15 protein-coding genes are annotated in these 15,364 nt (G+C 61.9%); 4 read left to right on the top strand and 11 right to left on the bottom strand.

What is annotated here, in order from left to right; all coding sequences use genetic code 11:
- Nucleotides 1-5: 5 nt before the first annotated feature.
- From GOEFS_RS16685 to GOEFS_RS16665, 5 genes are read right to left on the bottom strand one after another with little or no spacing between them, the layout of a single operon-like run.
- Nucleotides 6-455, bottom strand: coding sequence for a MarR family winged helix-turn-helix transcriptional regulator (locus tag GOEFS_RS16685; protein WP_040525343.1), 450 nt, complete (start codon nt 453-455; stop codon nt 6-8).
- Nucleotides 456-475: 20 nt separating this feature from the next.
- Nucleotides 476-1,645: an N-acetylglucosamine-6-phosphate deacetylase gene (gene nagA / locus GOEFS_RS16680; RefSeq protein WP_007319114.1), complete on the bottom strand. Its 1,170-nt coding sequence runs from the start codon at nt 1,643-1,645 to the stop codon at nt 476-478.
- Nucleotides 1,642-2,661 (bottom strand): SIS domain-containing protein, encoded by a 1,020-nt coding sequence (locus GOEFS_RS16675; RefSeq protein ID WP_211600671.1) that lies wholly within the window; start codon nt 2,659-2,661, stop codon nt 1,642-1,644. The genes nagA and GOEFS_RS16675 overlap by 4 nt, the downstream gene beginning before the upstream one ends.
- Nucleotides 2,662-2,696: 35 nt before the next feature.
- Nucleotides 2,697-3,611 (bottom strand): N-acetylglucosamine kinase, encoded by a 915-nt coding sequence (locus GOEFS_RS16670; protein WP_007319112.1) that lies wholly within the window; start codon nt 3,609-3,611, stop codon nt 2,697-2,699.
- A gap of 5 nt (nt 3,612-3,616) precedes the next feature.
- A complete protein-coding gene (locus GOEFS_RS16665) occupies nt 3,617-5,038 on the bottom strand; it encodes a sugar porter family MFS transporter (RefSeq protein WP_007319111.1) in 1,422 nt (473 codons plus the stop codon).
- A gap of 93 nt (nt 5,039-5,131) precedes the next feature.
- Between GOEFS_RS16665 and GOEFS_RS16660 the strand changes: the two genes are divergently transcribed.
- Nucleotides 5,132-5,866, top strand: a complete 735-nt coding sequence (locus tag GOEFS_RS16660) for a GntR family transcriptional regulator (RefSeq protein ID WP_007319110.1) — start codon at nt 5,132-5,134, stop codon at nt 5,864-5,866.
- An 88-nt stretch (nt 5,867-5,954) separates the two neighbouring features.
- Nucleotides 5,955-6,509 (top strand): mycothiol transferase, encoded by a 555-nt coding sequence (locus GOEFS_RS16655; RefSeq protein ID WP_007319109.1) that lies wholly within the window; start codon nt 5,955-5,957, stop codon nt 6,507-6,509.
- 42 nt (nt 6,510-6,551) lie between these two features.
- On the opposite strand, the gene GOEFS_RS16650 is transcribed toward GOEFS_RS16655, so the two are convergent.
- The 6 genes from GOEFS_RS16650 to GOEFS_RS16625 all read right to left on the bottom strand — a co-directional run bounded on the left by GOEFS_RS16650 (nt 6,552) and on the right by GOEFS_RS16625 (nt 13,200).
- Nucleotides 6,552-7,169 carry a TetR/AcrR family transcriptional regulator gene (locus GOEFS_RS16650; RefSeq protein WP_007319108.1) on the bottom strand — a complete coding sequence of 206 codons (618 nt, stop codon included), beginning with the start codon at nt 7,167-7,169 and terminating at the stop codon, nt 6,552-6,554.
- Nucleotides 7,170-7,203: 34 nt separating this feature from the next.
- Nucleotides 7,204-8,160, bottom strand: coding sequence for an alpha/beta fold hydrolase (locus GOEFS_RS16645; RefSeq protein WP_007319107.1), 957 nt, complete (start codon nt 8,158-8,160; stop codon nt 7,204-7,206).
- Nucleotides 8,157-9,794 carry a flavin-containing monooxygenase gene (locus GOEFS_RS16640; protein ID WP_007319106.1) on the bottom strand — a complete coding sequence of 546 codons (1,638 nt, stop codon included), beginning with the start codon at nt 9,792-9,794 and terminating at the stop codon, nt 8,157-8,159. The genes GOEFS_RS16645 and GOEFS_RS16640 overlap by 4 nt, the downstream gene beginning before the upstream one ends.
- Nucleotides 9,791-11,347, bottom strand: a complete 1,557-nt coding sequence (locus GOEFS_RS16635) for a flavin-containing monooxygenase (protein WP_007319105.1) — start codon at nt 11,345-11,347, stop codon at nt 9,791-9,793. The genes GOEFS_RS16640 and GOEFS_RS16635 overlap by 4 nt, the downstream gene beginning before the upstream one ends.
- A complete protein-coding gene (locus GOEFS_RS16630; protein ID WP_007319104.1) occupies nt 11,340-12,224 on the bottom strand; it encodes an SDR family NAD(P)-dependent oxidoreductase in 885 nt (294 codons plus the stop codon). The genes GOEFS_RS16635 and GOEFS_RS16630 overlap by 8 nt, the downstream gene beginning before the upstream one ends.
- 130 nt (nt 12,225-12,354) lie before the next feature.
- Nucleotides 12,355-13,200 carry an SDR family NAD(P)-dependent oxidoreductase gene (locus tag GOEFS_RS16625; protein WP_007319103.1) on the bottom strand — a complete coding sequence of 282 codons (846 nt, stop codon included), beginning with the start codon at nt 13,198-13,200 and terminating at the stop codon, nt 12,355-12,357.
- A gap of 231 nt (nt 13,201-13,431) precedes the next feature.
- Here GOEFS_RS16625 and GOEFS_RS16620 point away from each other — a divergent pair, with 231 nt between their 5' ends.
- Together GOEFS_RS16620 and GOEFS_RS16615 are read left to right on the top strand one after the other, a co-directional pair.
- Nucleotides 13,432-14,451 carry an alpha/beta hydrolase gene (locus GOEFS_RS16620; RefSeq protein WP_245549881.1) on the top strand — a complete coding sequence of 340 codons (1,020 nt, stop codon included), beginning with the start codon at nt 13,432-13,434 and terminating at the stop codon, nt 14,449-14,451.
- A gap of 30 nt (nt 14,452-14,481) precedes the next feature.
- A complete protein-coding gene (locus GOEFS_RS16615; protein ID WP_040525336.1) occupies nt 14,482-15,231 on the top strand; it encodes a TetR/AcrR family transcriptional regulator in 750 nt (249 codons plus the stop codon).
- Nucleotides 15,232-15,364 lie beyond the last annotated feature (133 nt).

Raw genomic sequence — 15,364 nt, 5'->3', positions numbered from 1 at the left:
CGTTCCTATCTGTTAGTGGATTCTTGGTCACGAAACGACGCGGTGAGTTTTACCAGTGACTCACGCAGAGCGACGGCTTCCGCGATACTCATTCCCGATCGCGCCGCAAGGCACGCGGGAATCTCGACGGCGCGCTCGCGGAGTTTTCGACCGGCGTCGCTGAGATGGATTTCGACGCGACGTTCGTCGATCGTTAGTCGTCGACGCTCGATAAGTCCAAGCGTTTCAAGCCTTTTCAGCAACGGAGACAACGTCCCGGAATCGAGATCCAACTCATCGCCGATCTCCCGGACCCCGCGTCCGTCTCGCTCCCACAGCACCAGTAGCACCAGGTACTGCGGATAGGTGACCCCGAGCTCGTCCAGCATCGGTCGATACACAGCGGTGGTCGCCCTCGACGCCGCATACAGCGCGAAGCACAACTGTTGATTCAGGGCGAGTTGATCGTCGGTCACCCCAAAAACATAGCGCACATTTAAATTGTGTGCAATCTTTCGTGCCAATCACCTCTCGTGAGGACGCGTTCGACGCGATGCGCTTCATCGACAATCACCAGGTCCGCGCGCTTTCCAACCGCTAACTCCCCGATGTCACGCCGGCCCAGCACCCGAGCCGGCGTCGACGCCGTCATCGCAACGGCGGCAAGCAGCGCTGCGTCGCTAGTCCCAGCCGACTCGTGAGAAGACCCCGCCGCCCGTGCGAACAACACATCCATCGTCGCGGTACTTCCGGCGATTGCTCCGGTTTCCCGCACGCGCGCAACAGAATCCGTTACATCAACGTCGAGCACACCTAGCCGGTAGGAACCATCGGTCATACCCGCGGCGGCCATCGCGTCGGTCACCAACGCCACCCGGTCCGGCCCCGCGGTCGCAGTCACATACGACACCAGATCGGGATGGACGTGCACACCATCACCGACCAACTCAATCGTCACCCGAGAGTCCTCCAGGAGCGCGAGAATCGGTCCCGGTTCGCGATGATGCAGCGGACGCATCGCGTTGAACAGATGAGTCGCTACCCGCGCGCCCCGTTCAATCGCGGCCCTTACCTGTACATAACCCGCGTCTGTATGCCCCACTCCCACAAGAACATTCGCCGACGCGAACTGCTCAACCGCATCGAGTGCGCCGGGCAATTCGGGCGCCAGAGTTGCCATCACAACCGAACCGCTGGCAGCATCAAGAATTTCAGCGATCTCCCTCGGATCCGGGTCGCGCAACGTCGCCCGGTCATGTGCGCCGCATCTATGGTCACTGAGCCACGGGCCCTCCAGATGGATACCGGCGATCTCGCCTTGGGCGACAAGATCACGCAGTGCATCAATCTGTTCGAGAAGGGAATCACTCTCCGAACTGACCAGACTCGCCACCGACGTCGTGGTGCCGTGCCGCCGGTGGAAGTCGAGACCGAGGCGGACTTCGTCGGCGTTACCGTCGGTATATGAATGCCCGCCGCCCCCATGTACATGCATATCGACGAACCCGGGAATGACTGTGTGAGCGGGAAATTCGTAGTCAGCGAGTCGGGGAGGATCGCCCCCGCCGACGCCGACGATGTACTCGCCGTCGGTCTCAACCCAGCCGGGGGTGAGTACCTTGCCTTCGGCAACAACTCGCGCGGCAGAGATCACGCTAGAGCTCATAAGGTCTCCGTCACTTTCGCGAGCCCCCGTGGAGTGTCTGGATCTCCGCCCCGCGCGATCGCTAAATGCAATGAAAGCTGTTGCAGTGGAATGATTTCCAAGAGCGGTGACAGCTCATCCGGAACACTTCCCGGCAGCGCGATGCCACCGGCGAGCCCGGCGATTCGGTCAGGCGCACCAACCCCGAAGACATCCGCGTTGCGTTCGGCAAGTCGTTCCAGGACCGGGAGCATTGCCGCACCGCCCGCCCCGGCGGGCACAACGGCGAGTACCGGAACCTGCGGGTCAACGGTGGCCAGCGGACCATGGAGCAGATCGGCACCCGAAAACGCCTGTGCCGAAAGGTAAGACGTTTCCATCAGCTTGAGCGCGCCCTCTCGGGCGGTGGGATACGAATAGCCCCGCCCGGTGGCAACCAGTCGCTGCGCGAACCGATAGCGTTGCGCCACTTCGCGAACATGAGCGTCGCTGTCGAGCACCTGTGAGCCCAATTCCGGCAGCGCCCGCGCGGCCGAACCGTCACCACCGCGGACTGCCTCCAGCAGTAGGTACAGTGCCAGCAACTCCGAGGTGTAGGACTTAGTCGCCGCTACCGACCGCTCCGCGCCGGCGCACACATCGATATGCAGTTCAGCCGCGGCGGACAGCGGCGACGAGGCGCTGTTGGTCACCGCAACCGTCAACGCCCCCTGCGCCCGCGCGACTTCAACCGACTGAACCAAATCCGGCGACCCACCCGACTGGCTCACCGCGATGTAAAGCACGTCTCGCAGGTCGGGATGTGCGCCGTACACCGTCATGGTCGACGGTGATACGAGTCCCGCGGGCAGACGGTGGGTGATCTCGACGAGATACTTGGCATACAGAGCCGCGTGATCGCTGGTACCGCGTGCGACGAATTGAACGAAACGCGGGCGGTACTCGGAAATACGCGCGGCGGCATCGGCGATGGCCCCAATGCCGTTGTCCAGCAAGGCTTGCCACGCGGCCGGCTGCTGCGCGATCTCCGCGGCCATCAGCTGTCCGGGCGTTGCGTTGTGCGTGGTCGAGGTCATCGTTGTCCTTTCATCGACGGTTCGGGATAGCTGAGTCGTTGGGCCAGTTCGACGGCTCCGCGGACCGGGTCGACGGAAAGCACCCGTACATCGGTAACACCGCGGCCCGCGAGAATGCGTCGTACTCCCCGTTGCAGCGCAGGCTGATTCACTACTAAGCCGCCGGCCATCACCACCGGACCACTCATCTGTAATCGCGCACCCACCTGCAACACCAGCTCGGCGAGCGCGGTCGATGCGGCATCTACGATCCCGGTGCTCAGCGGATCACCGGCATTCGCCAGTTCGAATACCACCCGCGCGCGACCCGCCCAATAGCGTCGGTCAGTCTGGGCGTAGAAGTGGTTGAGGAGTTCGGCGGCATCGGAAAGTCCACAGTCGGCGGCGAGTTCTTGCCCGAGCGGCTGTCCCGGATGGTGGTCGTCCATCCGCGCCAGTAGCCGTCGAATCGCCTCGCGCGCAACCCAATACCCGCTGCCCTCGTCTCCGAGCAGATACCCCCAGCCACCGGCACGCGCGCTCGCCGCACCCATCCGGCCCCAAGCGACGGACCCGGTGCCGGAGATGAGCGCGATGCCGTCGATAACCCCGGCCGCGGCGAGAATCAGCTGACTGTCGTGAACGACCCGGACCCTAGCATTCGGTAGGCGATCAATGATCAAGTCCCGCAATACTTTCGCCGATTCGGGAGTATCTACACCCGCCGCACCCGCACACACCGCACCGATACCCGCCGGGCCGCCCAGGCGGTCGATCACCACGTCGAGTTGTCGCCCCGCTTCGACCGCGCCGACCGAAGCGACATTGGCGCTGCCAACGATGGACTCGGCAGCGACTACTCCCCCGATAGCTCGGACCGCATGGGTCTTGGAGCCACCGATGTCGAGCGCCAGAACTTCGTTGTGGGACATGGTCTTCACTTGGCTGTCTCGACGGCGGGCGTCGACTCGGCGGGCCACTGTCCGTCGTTGCGCCAGAAGTGTTGGATGTCTTCCAATTTGCGACCCTTGGTTTCCGGGGCGAATTTGAACACGAATACGAAGGCCGCAATCGTGAGCATGCCGAATATCGCGAACGTAGTCGACCCGCCGAGGCCGTTGATAAGAGTCAACGTGAACTGCGCGACAATGGCATTGGCGACTAGATCGGCGCTCAGCATCGCACTCGATCCGTACGCACGTAGGCGGGCGGGGAACGCTTCACCCGCGTATACCCACACCAGTGATCCAAAGCCGAACGAGAATCCGACGACCACCAGCACCAAGCCGACGAATCCGAAAACGCCCGACGCGCCGCCTTCGGTGAACTGCCCGTCAGCCATCTGGTACGCCAGGATCATCGTGATGAATGCGACGACCATCGTCGATATTCCACCGAGCAAAATGGGGCGACGCCCGAATCGGTCGATGGTGAACAGCGAGACGATAACCGCCGCGAGGCCGAAGCACTGTACGAAAGCCGGCAACATGTACTTCCCGAAATTGTCGTCGTAGCCCATGCCGGCAAAGATGTCGGGGCTGTAGTAGATAATCGCATTGATTCCGGTGATTTGGATGAAGAAGCCGAGACCGACGACGAAGAACGTCGCTCGTGCGAAGGGTTTGCGGAACAACTCGCGGATTCCGCCACCATGTTCGTCGCGCAATGCCTGCCGCATATCGGCCAGCTCCAGTTCGATCTGCGCGGCGTCGGCATCGGCTTCCACTCTGGACAGTGCAGCGCGAGCCTCGGTCTCGCGGTCTCGCGACATATACCAGCGGGCGGTGTCTGGCAGCCGCAGGAGAACTATGGTGACCAGGAGCGCGGGGATCGCCGCGATGCCCAGCATCGCTCGCCAGGATTCCTGACCGGCGAATATGTAGCCGAAGACGTAGCCGAGGATGATTCCGACGATCGTGGCGAATTGATAGGCCACCAGCATGGCTCCCCGGATGCGAGCCGGTGCGGATTCGGCGACGAATACGGGCACCACGACGACGGACACGCCGATCGTCAGTCCCAGGAGGAATCGCGCGAAAAGCAGCAGTCCGACCGTCGGTGCGACGGCGCTGAACAGCGCGAACACCGCATAGGACGCGGCGACCGTGACCATCGCGGGCTGGCGGCCGACCCGGTTGGCGAACCAGCCACCGACTAGGGCACCCAGGATCTCGCCGACGACGACCACCGTGGCCATCGCCTGCGTCATCCCGTCCCCCAGCGCGTACTCGTCTCTGATGAAGTCCTTCGCCGCGCCGATATTGGACATGTCGTAGCCATAGATGATGCCCAGACTGGCTGCCGCGACGGCGACGAGCGCCGCAAGACCGCTGGTACGCGCCCGGAGTGGTCGATTCATGTCTGCCTCTCTTCCATATTGGTATATACCAATATGTGACTAGGGCTACATTGGCATACACCAATGAGATTGGCAATAGGTATTCTGCAATTCATGACAGACGACCCAGCCGCCGCAGTCGACGCCGCCGCCACTCGACTGCCGCGGTACTACCAGATCAAGATCGCGCTCACCGAGCGTATCGCCGAAGCCGCTCCCGGCACGTCACTGCCGCCGGAGAGACAGCTCGCCGCCGAGCTTCGGACCTCCCGCACGACGCTGCGCAAGGCGCTGGCCGAGTTGACCGCCGAAGGCGTGCTGCGCAGCACCCAAGGAAGCGGCAACTACGTCGCTCCTCCCCGATTGGTCCACGTCCGACAGTTGACGTCGTTGACTCACGACCTGGGTGCGGAAGGGCTGACTCTCACCTCGCGTCTCCTGTCCGCCGATCGCTTACGAGCCGACGCCGATCTTGCCCTGCATCTCGACGTTCCAGCCGGGCGGCGTGTGCACAGACTGACCCGGTTGCGCATCGTCAACGACGAGCCGATGGCGATCGAGACGGCTCACCTACCCGGCCGCCTGCCGGGATTAGCCGAACGCGTAGTCGCGAATGGTTCGCTATACGCAACCCTGCGCGACGACTATGGCATCGAGATCGGCGCGGTAGAAGACAGTGTCGAAACCGCATTGGCAACTCCAAATGAGGCAAACCTTCTCGAAATCCCTTCGGGCGCACCGCTTCTGCTGGTCCGTCGCCGAGCACGGGACGCCGCTGGGGACGTCGTCGAGTGGACGCGATCGGCATACCGGGGCGACCGGTTCCGATTTGTGTCGCGGAGCAATTGAACTTCGCCAAGTGGACGAAAGCTGTCCTATTTCGGTCGTAGAGTCAGCGGTGCATGCAGGGCAACCCCCATCACCGAGAGGCATCACCATGGCCGGGACCTATACCGCTGTCGAGCTGAACCCCGATCTCAGCGTAGAGAAGCAGGACCTTCTGCTATTGCTCGCCGATCAGCGCGCGCTGCTCAAGATCACCGTGCGCGGTCTGACCGATGAGCAAGCGCGGCAACGAACAACGGTTTCCGAGCTGACACTGGGCGGCCTTCTCAAGCATGTGGCATCGGGCGAGGCGGACACCGCAGCGGAGATCGTTGCCCGCGACGAGACCGCGGTATTCGATCCGGCCGTCGGAGCCGACTCGTACGAGTTCGGCGTCGACGACACCGTCGAACAGTGGATCGCCGAATATGACCGCGCGGCAGCACAATTCGACGAAGTGATAGCCGGAGTCGGCAGCCTCGACGAGCTTATCCCGATGCCCACCGCACCATGGCAGCCGGAACGGGAATGGTGGTCGGTCCGACGCCTGGTCGCGCACCGACTGCGTGAGACGGCACAACATTGCGGACATGCCGACATCATCCGCGAAGCGCTCGACGGCCAGACGACCATGGCCGCGATCAGTGAGGGGATGGACTGGGGGTAGTGCCTGGTCGGGACTAGCTACTAGACTTCCGGCGCTCCGGCATCACGGCTCTAACAGTTCCGCATGCCATAACCGGAGGGTGTCTCGAAGTAATTCCGTGGCGGCATCCTCATCGAGAAATCCCAATACGTTCCCGACTGCCAGTCCGGTACTCAATGCCATGACTCCGTTGAGGACCCGCTCTCGTTGCTCGTTGGTCACACTGTCGGGGACCGCGCCGAGGAGGGCGACATTGGCGAGGCCACGACCCATCTCGATATGACCTCGGGAGATCGCCAGTTGGTCGCTGTTATTTCGAACCGCGAATGCGTACTCGGCCGCCAGCGACACCAGATCGGAATCTTGGACCAGCATTTTCCATCCCGCAACGACCGCGTCCACCTGCCCGTCGATATCGCGATTCGAAAGACCGACCGTCGCCATGAGATCACCGAAGATTTCCAGGTATCGGCGCAGTAGTACCTCGGCGCAAAGATTCTCTTTGCTGGAGAAGTTCGCGTAGATCGCCCCTTGAGTCCGCCCGGCGGCGGCTGCGATCTTGGCGGTCGTGGTGCCATGTAAGCCATGTTTGAGAAACAGCGTTTCGGCTGCCGACAGCACCGTCTCGCGTGTCTGCTGTTGCGCTTCGGCGCGGCTCACACCCTTACGTTCACCAGTCACCGGCCGCTCCGCTCATTGTTGAGCTCTTATGGTGTCATATTGCGCTAGACACATCGCAGCGGCCGGTCAGGGCCCTCTCGGCGACGGCACACTCCACGATGCCCGCGACCTTGTCCGGCTCTTCCAGCATCGCGAGATGACCAGCGCCCCGCAGTCGGATATTTCGATCAGGTCGAAGGCCGTCGGCTAGGCGGGCACCAGCTTTGGGCGATAGTGCCCAGTTGGCCGCTCCCCAGACCATCGCTGTCCATGGCCAGTACTCTGGTCGCCTGAACATATCGAGCTCGGTGTAGCTGTCTATGTCGTGGAAAAGCGACGCGACGGGGCGCACCCGGCCGGAGTCGCGCCATTGTGTGGCGAGCTTTCGATGACGCCACCACAGTCGACGCCGCAGTCCGGTGAAGCCGAACTGTGGAACCAGGGCAAGGGTCGACAACGGCCCGGGCAGCCTCAGCCAGCCGACGACCCGGCCAAGATCGATCGCGACAGGGATGGGGAGCAGCCGGCCGGCGACGCTGCGCCGCGCGGTCTGTTTGGTCAACGGATTGATCAACACGAGGGCGCCGATTCGATCGGGGCGGCGGTCGGCGACCGTCCACGCGAATGCGGATCCCATGCAGTTGCCCACCAATACCACCGAGGGATCGTCAACGTAATGGTCAAGGAACTGTTCGATCACATCAGCGTAATCGCTGCGCCGGAATCCGCTACTGGGGGCGTCAGATTCGCCATAGCCGGGTAGATCTATGGAAAGCGCCCGGATCGAGGGACCCAGCCGGTCGATTACCGGCTCCCAAATCTCTCGGTTGGCGCCGCCATTATGTAAGAACACCACGGTCGACGCCGCGTCGGACTTTGACGCTCCGCGTTCGGCGACCCGAACAACCACATCCGCGGATGCGCTCAGTCCTCCGGTGGTGGGCCCCAGTTTGGGCAGTCGCGGCGATTCACGTCGCGAGTGTTCGACGAAAACGACTGCGGGGACCGTCATTTCGCGGTTTCCTTCTTGTGCTCGTTGATGGCGGCGCCTTGCTCGATCTCAGACGCGCCGCGCCCCGGCCCCGGATCTGTCCGGTTGTTCGGTACCTGGGAGAAGTTCTCGTAGGAGTAGTCATCCAAGGGGAAGCGCCGATTGCCACGGCTTGCCTCGAAGAAGCCCGAGGGCCGAATGTAGGTGCTGTCGCCCTGCGAATTCCGATAGTAGGTAGGCACGTGTCCGTTGAGATCGTTCAGGTAGTACCGCAAAGACGAGGCACGCGAGAAGACTTCACGGTGATAATCATCCGCGGCCTGCTTGCGGATCTCGCAGACTTGCGCTGACCGACGATGAGACTCGGTGATCGCACGCACCGCGTGGTCAGCGGTCATCTCGGCAAAGGCATGCCAGCCCGAACCAGTCCACGAATAGGGTCCGACGAGGGTCCATCGATTGGGCAGCCCGTGTACCGACACACTCTGATACGCCTGCAACCCCTCCGAACTGTAAAAATCCGCGAGGTCGAACCCGTCACGGCCCACAATCGTTCCGACGCGGTACGTTTCAGGATCAGAGAACACCTCGTAGCCGGTCGCCAGCACCAAAGCATCCACTTTGTGGAGCACACCATCAGATGTCCGTACGCCGGTCTGGGTGATCTTGACTATCGGCTCGGTGCACAAATCGACGTTGTCGCGGTTGTAAGCACGTAGATAAGCGGTCGACATGGTGGGCCGCTTTGCCAGTGCCCCGAAGTTTGGAGACAACTTGGCGGCCACCGCCGGATCATCGATCACCCACCGCACGTACCGGCGATACAGGGCGATGGTGGTGGCGTCGAACCTGTCCATCACCGGCTCGACGAGCGCTCCGGGCGATCGGACCAGCAGCCGCAACAACGCATCGACCACAACCAACGCCGCACCATGTACTGCTGCGGTGAGACCCGGAATCGCTAAGGCGCGCTGCAATATTCGGGGCACCTCGAAGTCTGGCTTGGGAATCGACCACACCGGCGTCCGCTGAAAGACCGTGAGATGGTCTACTTGGGGAGCGATGGATGGAATGATCTGCACAGCGCTCGCTCCGGTGCCGATGATCGCGACCCGCTTACCGGTGATGTCGTAGCTGTGGTCCCACGAACTGGGCCGAAGGACCTTGCCGCGGAAGCTATTTGCTCCAGGAATACCTACATCATCTTTCGGCCGGACGAACGCACCGACCGCGCTGATCAGAAACCGAGCCCTCACCTCATTGCCGCCGGCCAGATGCAGACGCCACACCTTGGCGTCGTCGTCCCACACCTCCCTCTCCACCTCGGAGTTGAATCGGGTCCGCTCCGGTAACCCGAACCGGCGTGCGACATCCACGTGGTACTGCTTGACCTCCGCACCCAGCGGAAAGAACCTTGACCAGTTGGGGTTTCGCGCGAATGAATACTGATACGCGATGCCCGGAATGTCGACTCCCAAACCCGGATAGTGGTTTTCGTGCCAACTGCCGCCCACGTCGTCGGCGCGCTCGAGGATGACGAAGTCGTCGATTCCGGCCATCCGCAACTTGGCTCCGGCAGCGATTCCCGCGGGGCCAGCACCGATGACGGCTACTTCGAACTCCGGCGAGTTGTCGATGTCACGTCCCGCTGTCATTGCGGTGCTCCGTTCACTCTTACCCCCGCGGACTCCTCGGTCGGCACGGACACCTCACGCACCGCGGTGTACCGGTAATCGCTATAGGGGAAATGCTTATTGCCCCACCACATTTCGAAGTGAGTGCTCGGCCGGATGGCGGCGGCGTCGCCTTGGTAGTTGACGTAGTAGGTGTTAGACCCTTCGCACGCCGACGACAACCACATACTTTTCTCGGCCCTGGCCCGGCACTTCTGGTAATAGGCATCGTGTGCCTCCTGGCCGATCTCGACCCGCGTGGCACCTCGGCGGCGGGCTTCAGCGATAGCCCGGGCCGCATGCCGACTGGTGCACTCGATCATTGCGAGGTAAGAACCGGCGGCGAATCCGTATGGCCCGGTAATCATGAAGGCATTGGGGAAGCCTGGGATAGATACCCCTTGGTAAGCCTGGAAGCGATTCTGGTCCCAGAACTCGTTGAGATCCTTGTCTCCGACGCCGCGGAGCGGGAAGGGCGGCGTGGCTCCCTTGTCCATCACCTTGAAACCGGTGGCACACACCAACACATCGAGATCGTGGGCACCATCTGAACTGATTACACCGGTCGCGGTGATCTGCTCTATGGGGGCGGTAACCAAGTCCACGTGCTTCCGAGTGAATGTCTTGAGGTACCGGTTCGATACGGAAGGCCGTTTGCAGCCGGGCGCGTAATTCGGTGTGAGCTTTTGTGCCAGTTCAGGATTGCCCCGCAACCACGCTCGGTACCCCACGGCTCCGCCCTTGCTGAGCAGGCTAACCATGCCGGGCACCCGATCATGGAAGAGGCCGATGCCGGTGATGCCGAAGTCGATCCCGAGTGTCACAACCGCGCGCACACCACGACGTAACGCCGACACCCGTAGCAGGGTCCTCGCCACCGCCCGCGGAATCTTCATGTCCGGTTTCGGCGCCACCCAGATCGGCGTCCGCTGAAAGACCGCCAAATGGCTTGCGACGTCTGCTAATTCAGGGATCAGTTGCAGTGCCGTCGCGCCAGTGCCGATTACCCCGATCCGCTTACCCGCGTACTCGTAGTCGTGGTCCCACGTCGCGGTGTGCACAACCTTGCCCGCGAAGGTCTCGACTCCCGCGATGTCGGGCATCTGTGGTTGTTCCAACGCCCCCACCGCACCAATCGCGAACCTACTGGTGATGGTCTCTCCCCCATCGAGCCGGGCTCGCCACAGGTGCTGATCGTCATCCCAAGACGCATCGATGATCCGGGTATTGAGTCTGATCCGCGAGCGAAGCCCAAACGCGTCGACCACCTGCTCGGCATACTTTTGCACTTCGGCACCCGGAGCGAACACTCGACTCCAGGTCTTAGGTGGCTCGTAGGAGAAGCTGTAGTAGATCGATGGGATATCCACCGCCACACCGGGATAGGTGTTCGCCCACCAGGTTCCCCCTATTCCGGCGTTCTTCTCGATGATCACGAAATCGTCGATACCGGCCTTGCTCAGTTCAACCCCGGCACCGATACCGCCGAAGCCGGCACCGATGATGATCACCTCATGATCGGGCTCTTCACGCATTGCTGGTCTCCTGATTCTTGGTGAGTCGATCCAGAAGCGGGCGGGCGTGACGCAGCAGCGCGTCTATCCGGTCGAATCTGGCAATTGACGTCCCCCAACGAACCAATCCGGGCGCCAAGCGGAAGGCATAGTAGAGCAACCACGCCTCGGGATTCACGGGCACCACAGCCCAGTTCTTATCGACCGACTTCACGATTCGCCGGGCAACTTTGTCCGGCCCCCCGAATGCCAGGCGTGTTTGCACCGATCCGGCCGCCGAATTCCATTGTGCCAGTTGGTCTTCACTCAGACCGTTTCGTTGGCCATTGCGTATCAAGTTAGTCCGGATCGCGCCCGGCGCGATAGCGGTGACTCCAATGCCATGCGCGGAGAGCTCCGTGCGTAAAGCCTGGGTCGCCATTAACACTGCCGCCTTGACCACCCCATATGCGGCATCGAGTTCCGACGGAAGGAATGCGCCGGCCGAGGAAAGGTTAACGATATGACCTCGCACCTGCTCGCTGATCATCTGCTGCGCAAAGACTTTCGATCCGTAAATAACGCTCATCAGGTTGATGTCCACCATGCGCTGCCAACCGGCGGGATCGGTTTCCACAAACCCACCCAGATCCATCACGCCCGCATTATTGACTAGGACGTGGAGTGGACCGTACTGAGTCTTAACCCATTGCGCACATTGCTCCCACTCGTTCTCGCTGCTCACGTCGAGCAGGTAAGAGACAGCAGTACCGCCTTGCGCCTCGATCTCGGCGACCGTGAGTTGCGCCCCGCCCTCGTTGATGTCAGCGACAATCACCCGCTCGCCGCGTTTGGCGAACAGGATCGCGGTTTCTTTTCCGATTCCGGCGGCCGCGCCGGTCACCATCACATTTTTCATCGGGCACCTTCCAAGTACTTGTAATCAACGTTCGCGATGCGAGCCGGGACTTCGCGTCCCGCCCATGCGGTGTCACTGTCGTAGGGGCTCCAGGCCGCCTCGGCTCGAGCAAGGAACGAACTCAAAGAATTCATCGCACGCCTCGAAGAAATCGACCACTCAGCTCCGTGAATTTGTCCGCGAGCGGCATCGAGATCTTTGAGCTGATTCCGCGTACCAGCGACGGCGAGAGACGATAGGCGAACCAGATGATCCACGCTTCGAAGCCGACCGGAACGGTGCCGAGATTCCAGCGAACCGACCGCTCAATGGCGGCGGCCACCCGTTCCGGGGAACGCCATGAAAAGCGCTGCGCCGCACCAAGATTAGCGGCCCATGACTCGTCGTCGCCGGCACGATGGCCGTTCGTAGCCAGGTCGGTTCGAATCAATCCAGGGCAGACTACGGTGACACCGATCCCCTTCTTCCCGAACTCAGACCGCAAGGCGTTAGTACCCAGGTAGACCCCAGCTTTAGCGGTGACATACGACGGCCCGAGCTGAGTGGGCAAGAAGGCGCCACACGAGGCGACATTCACAATATGTCCCCGGCGTCCTGCTGCTGCCATGCGCTCGACGAAGGTTCGCGAGCCCCAGATCGGGCCCATCATGTTCACCTGAATCATTCGCCGCCAGTCGTCGCCGCTCTGCTCAAGAAACCCCCCTCCGATCAAGATTCCGGCGTTGTTGACTACCAAGTCCGGAATCCCGAACTCGCTACATACCCAATCCGCGAGGGCATCCCACTCCGCGAGCGACGATGAATCGGCCTTCCTAAAGAAGCCGCTACCACCCCGATCGTTGATGCGCCTGACGGTTTCATTTCCGGTGACTTCATTGACGTCGGTGGCAATCACCCGCCACCCCTTACGGCCATACCGTTCTGCGGTAGCCCTGCCGATGCCGGCACCGGCACCCGTCACAATTGCGGTCTTCATTGAGCCGACTCCTCCGTCATTGTCCTTTTTCGCATAGTAACGCTATTTCTAGCTGGCGGTCAATGGGTTGCAACTCCAGCCATCTTCGCGCGCCGACGCCGCATAACCGCTGTTCGCAGCCAGCCAATGCGCGAGCAAGAGGAAGATTGCGAGGCTACCCGCCGACCATTCGCATAGTGTTACTATGCGCAGTTGAACCAGTAAGGACGGATGATGACTACACACGCTTCTATGCGATCCACCCACTCGATCTCAGTTGAGTTCCCCCGTCGCGCCAGTCTCAGACTGCGGATAGGCCACCTGGCGCTGAGGCTGACCGTTCGCAAATTCTTCGACGCGGCGATTTGGGCCCACAACCGTCGGATGCTTCCCAAGAACGTCGCGCTACAGATCATTGGCCGTTTCGATCTGCTGTTGGCGCCAGTGCGCGCGCCCCGTGGCACCAAGCGGCAGCGGGCCGACTTTCCGACCCACCGCGCCGAATGGGTGTGGAATCCCGCTGTCGCCGATCCACCCGAAGCCACGACCGGCGCGATCCTCTATTTTCATGGCGGTGGTCTTGCCTGTTGCGGCCTCAACACTCATCGACGAATGGTGGCACGACTCTCCTCCGCGACCGGGCTGCCCGTATACAACGTGGAGTATCGGCAGATTCCCGAGGTGCACGTGACGCAGACGATTGACGATTGCGTCGAGAGCTACCGGCGCCTCCTCGACATCGGGATTACGCCGGAAAGGATTGTGCTGGCGGGAGATTCGGCGGGCGGAGGGCTCGTATTCTCCACCGCGTTGGCACTCCGCGATCGGGGCCTTCCACTGCCCCGCGCACTGGTGGCGATCGCCCCGTTCGCCAACTACGACAGCACCGCACGCATAGCTCACCCCAACGACAAGCTTGATCCGGTCCTGTCGGCAGACATACTGGCTCTGCCCGTCAGCTGGGGTGTCAGAGTGGACGGGGCGCTAGATCCCGTGTGGTCGCCAATCAATCACGATTTCACCGGCTTGCCCGAGACCTTGATACAGGTTGGGTCAACGGAGGTGCTGCTCGCCGACGCCTACGAGGTCGCCGGGCGCTGCGTCGACGCAGGAGTTTCCGTGCGTCTGCAGGTCTGGGACCGCGCCATTCACGTGTTTCACGCCGGCGCCGACGTTCTCCCCGACGCTCGCCAGGCATTCGCCGAGATCGGGACATTTGTCAGCGATGCCCTCGCGCGACCTGCCATCTCGGTCGAGCGGACCTCAGCATGACGGTAACGGTTACGACAGCATTGCGCCGTCATGTCTTCTGACCTTCTGTCGCCGTCAGACCATCGTGAGCGGGTTGTCGAGAAGCCCGATGGCCGGCGTGATCGATGGCGCGAGAACCGAATTCGCGTACGCGCCGAGATTGTCGACGCGGCCTTTCGCGCCACCGAGAACAGCGGGCCACGAGTCAGCATGGGCGACATCGCAGCCGAGTTCGGCACCGCAAAGCCAAAGCTGTATCGATACTTCGCCGATAAGGATGACCTCTACGACGCTGTCGTAGAGCGACTGGCCGGCATCCTGTGGTCGCGCCTGGCAACCGCCGATAATCATTCATCGATCACTGTCGGCGAAGCACTGCAGAGCGCCATCAACGAGTATCTCTCCGTCGTCGTCGAGTACCCGAATACGTTTCGGGTTCTGACCGTAGCGGGGTTGGCGTCGGATGGTGGCAACTACGCGGTGCCGGTGATTCAACAGGCAGCACGCCGCGTCACAACGCTATTGGAATCGCTGACCGACAAATCTCATGTTGATTCTCGGACGGTCGAGCTCTTGGCAATCACAGTGGCCGGCGCCGGGGCAGCCGTGACCAAATGGTGGCTCGGCGACGGCGGCACCCCGATGCTACCCGCCAGCGAATTGACTACCTACCTACAGGAAACCGTTCAATCGGTGGTGGCCACAGCGAGTTCGACACTCGGACTAACCATTGACCTGAATCAACCTTTGGCCACAGCGTTTCGGGCAGTTGAACATGCCGGCGCTCAATCTCGCGGCTAACCCACACGGGCGCAACAGTTTTCGACATCGTGTCACCTAGGTCTCGATACACGCGCGTCTCGCTTCGCTCGGCGAGCGCACTCGACCATCAACGTAGACACCTCCCGGCCCCGCTCGGCGAACGCTTGACCAA

Origin of the sequence: Gordonia effusa NBRC 100432, assembly GCF_000241305.1 — a bacterium.
GTDB classification, from domain to species: domain Bacteria; phylum Actinomycetota; class Actinomycetes; order Mycobacteriales; family Mycobacteriaceae; genus Gordonia; species Gordonia effusa.
Note: the sequence above shows the minus strand (reverse complement) of the source record. Positions and strands in the feature narration are given on the sequence as shown.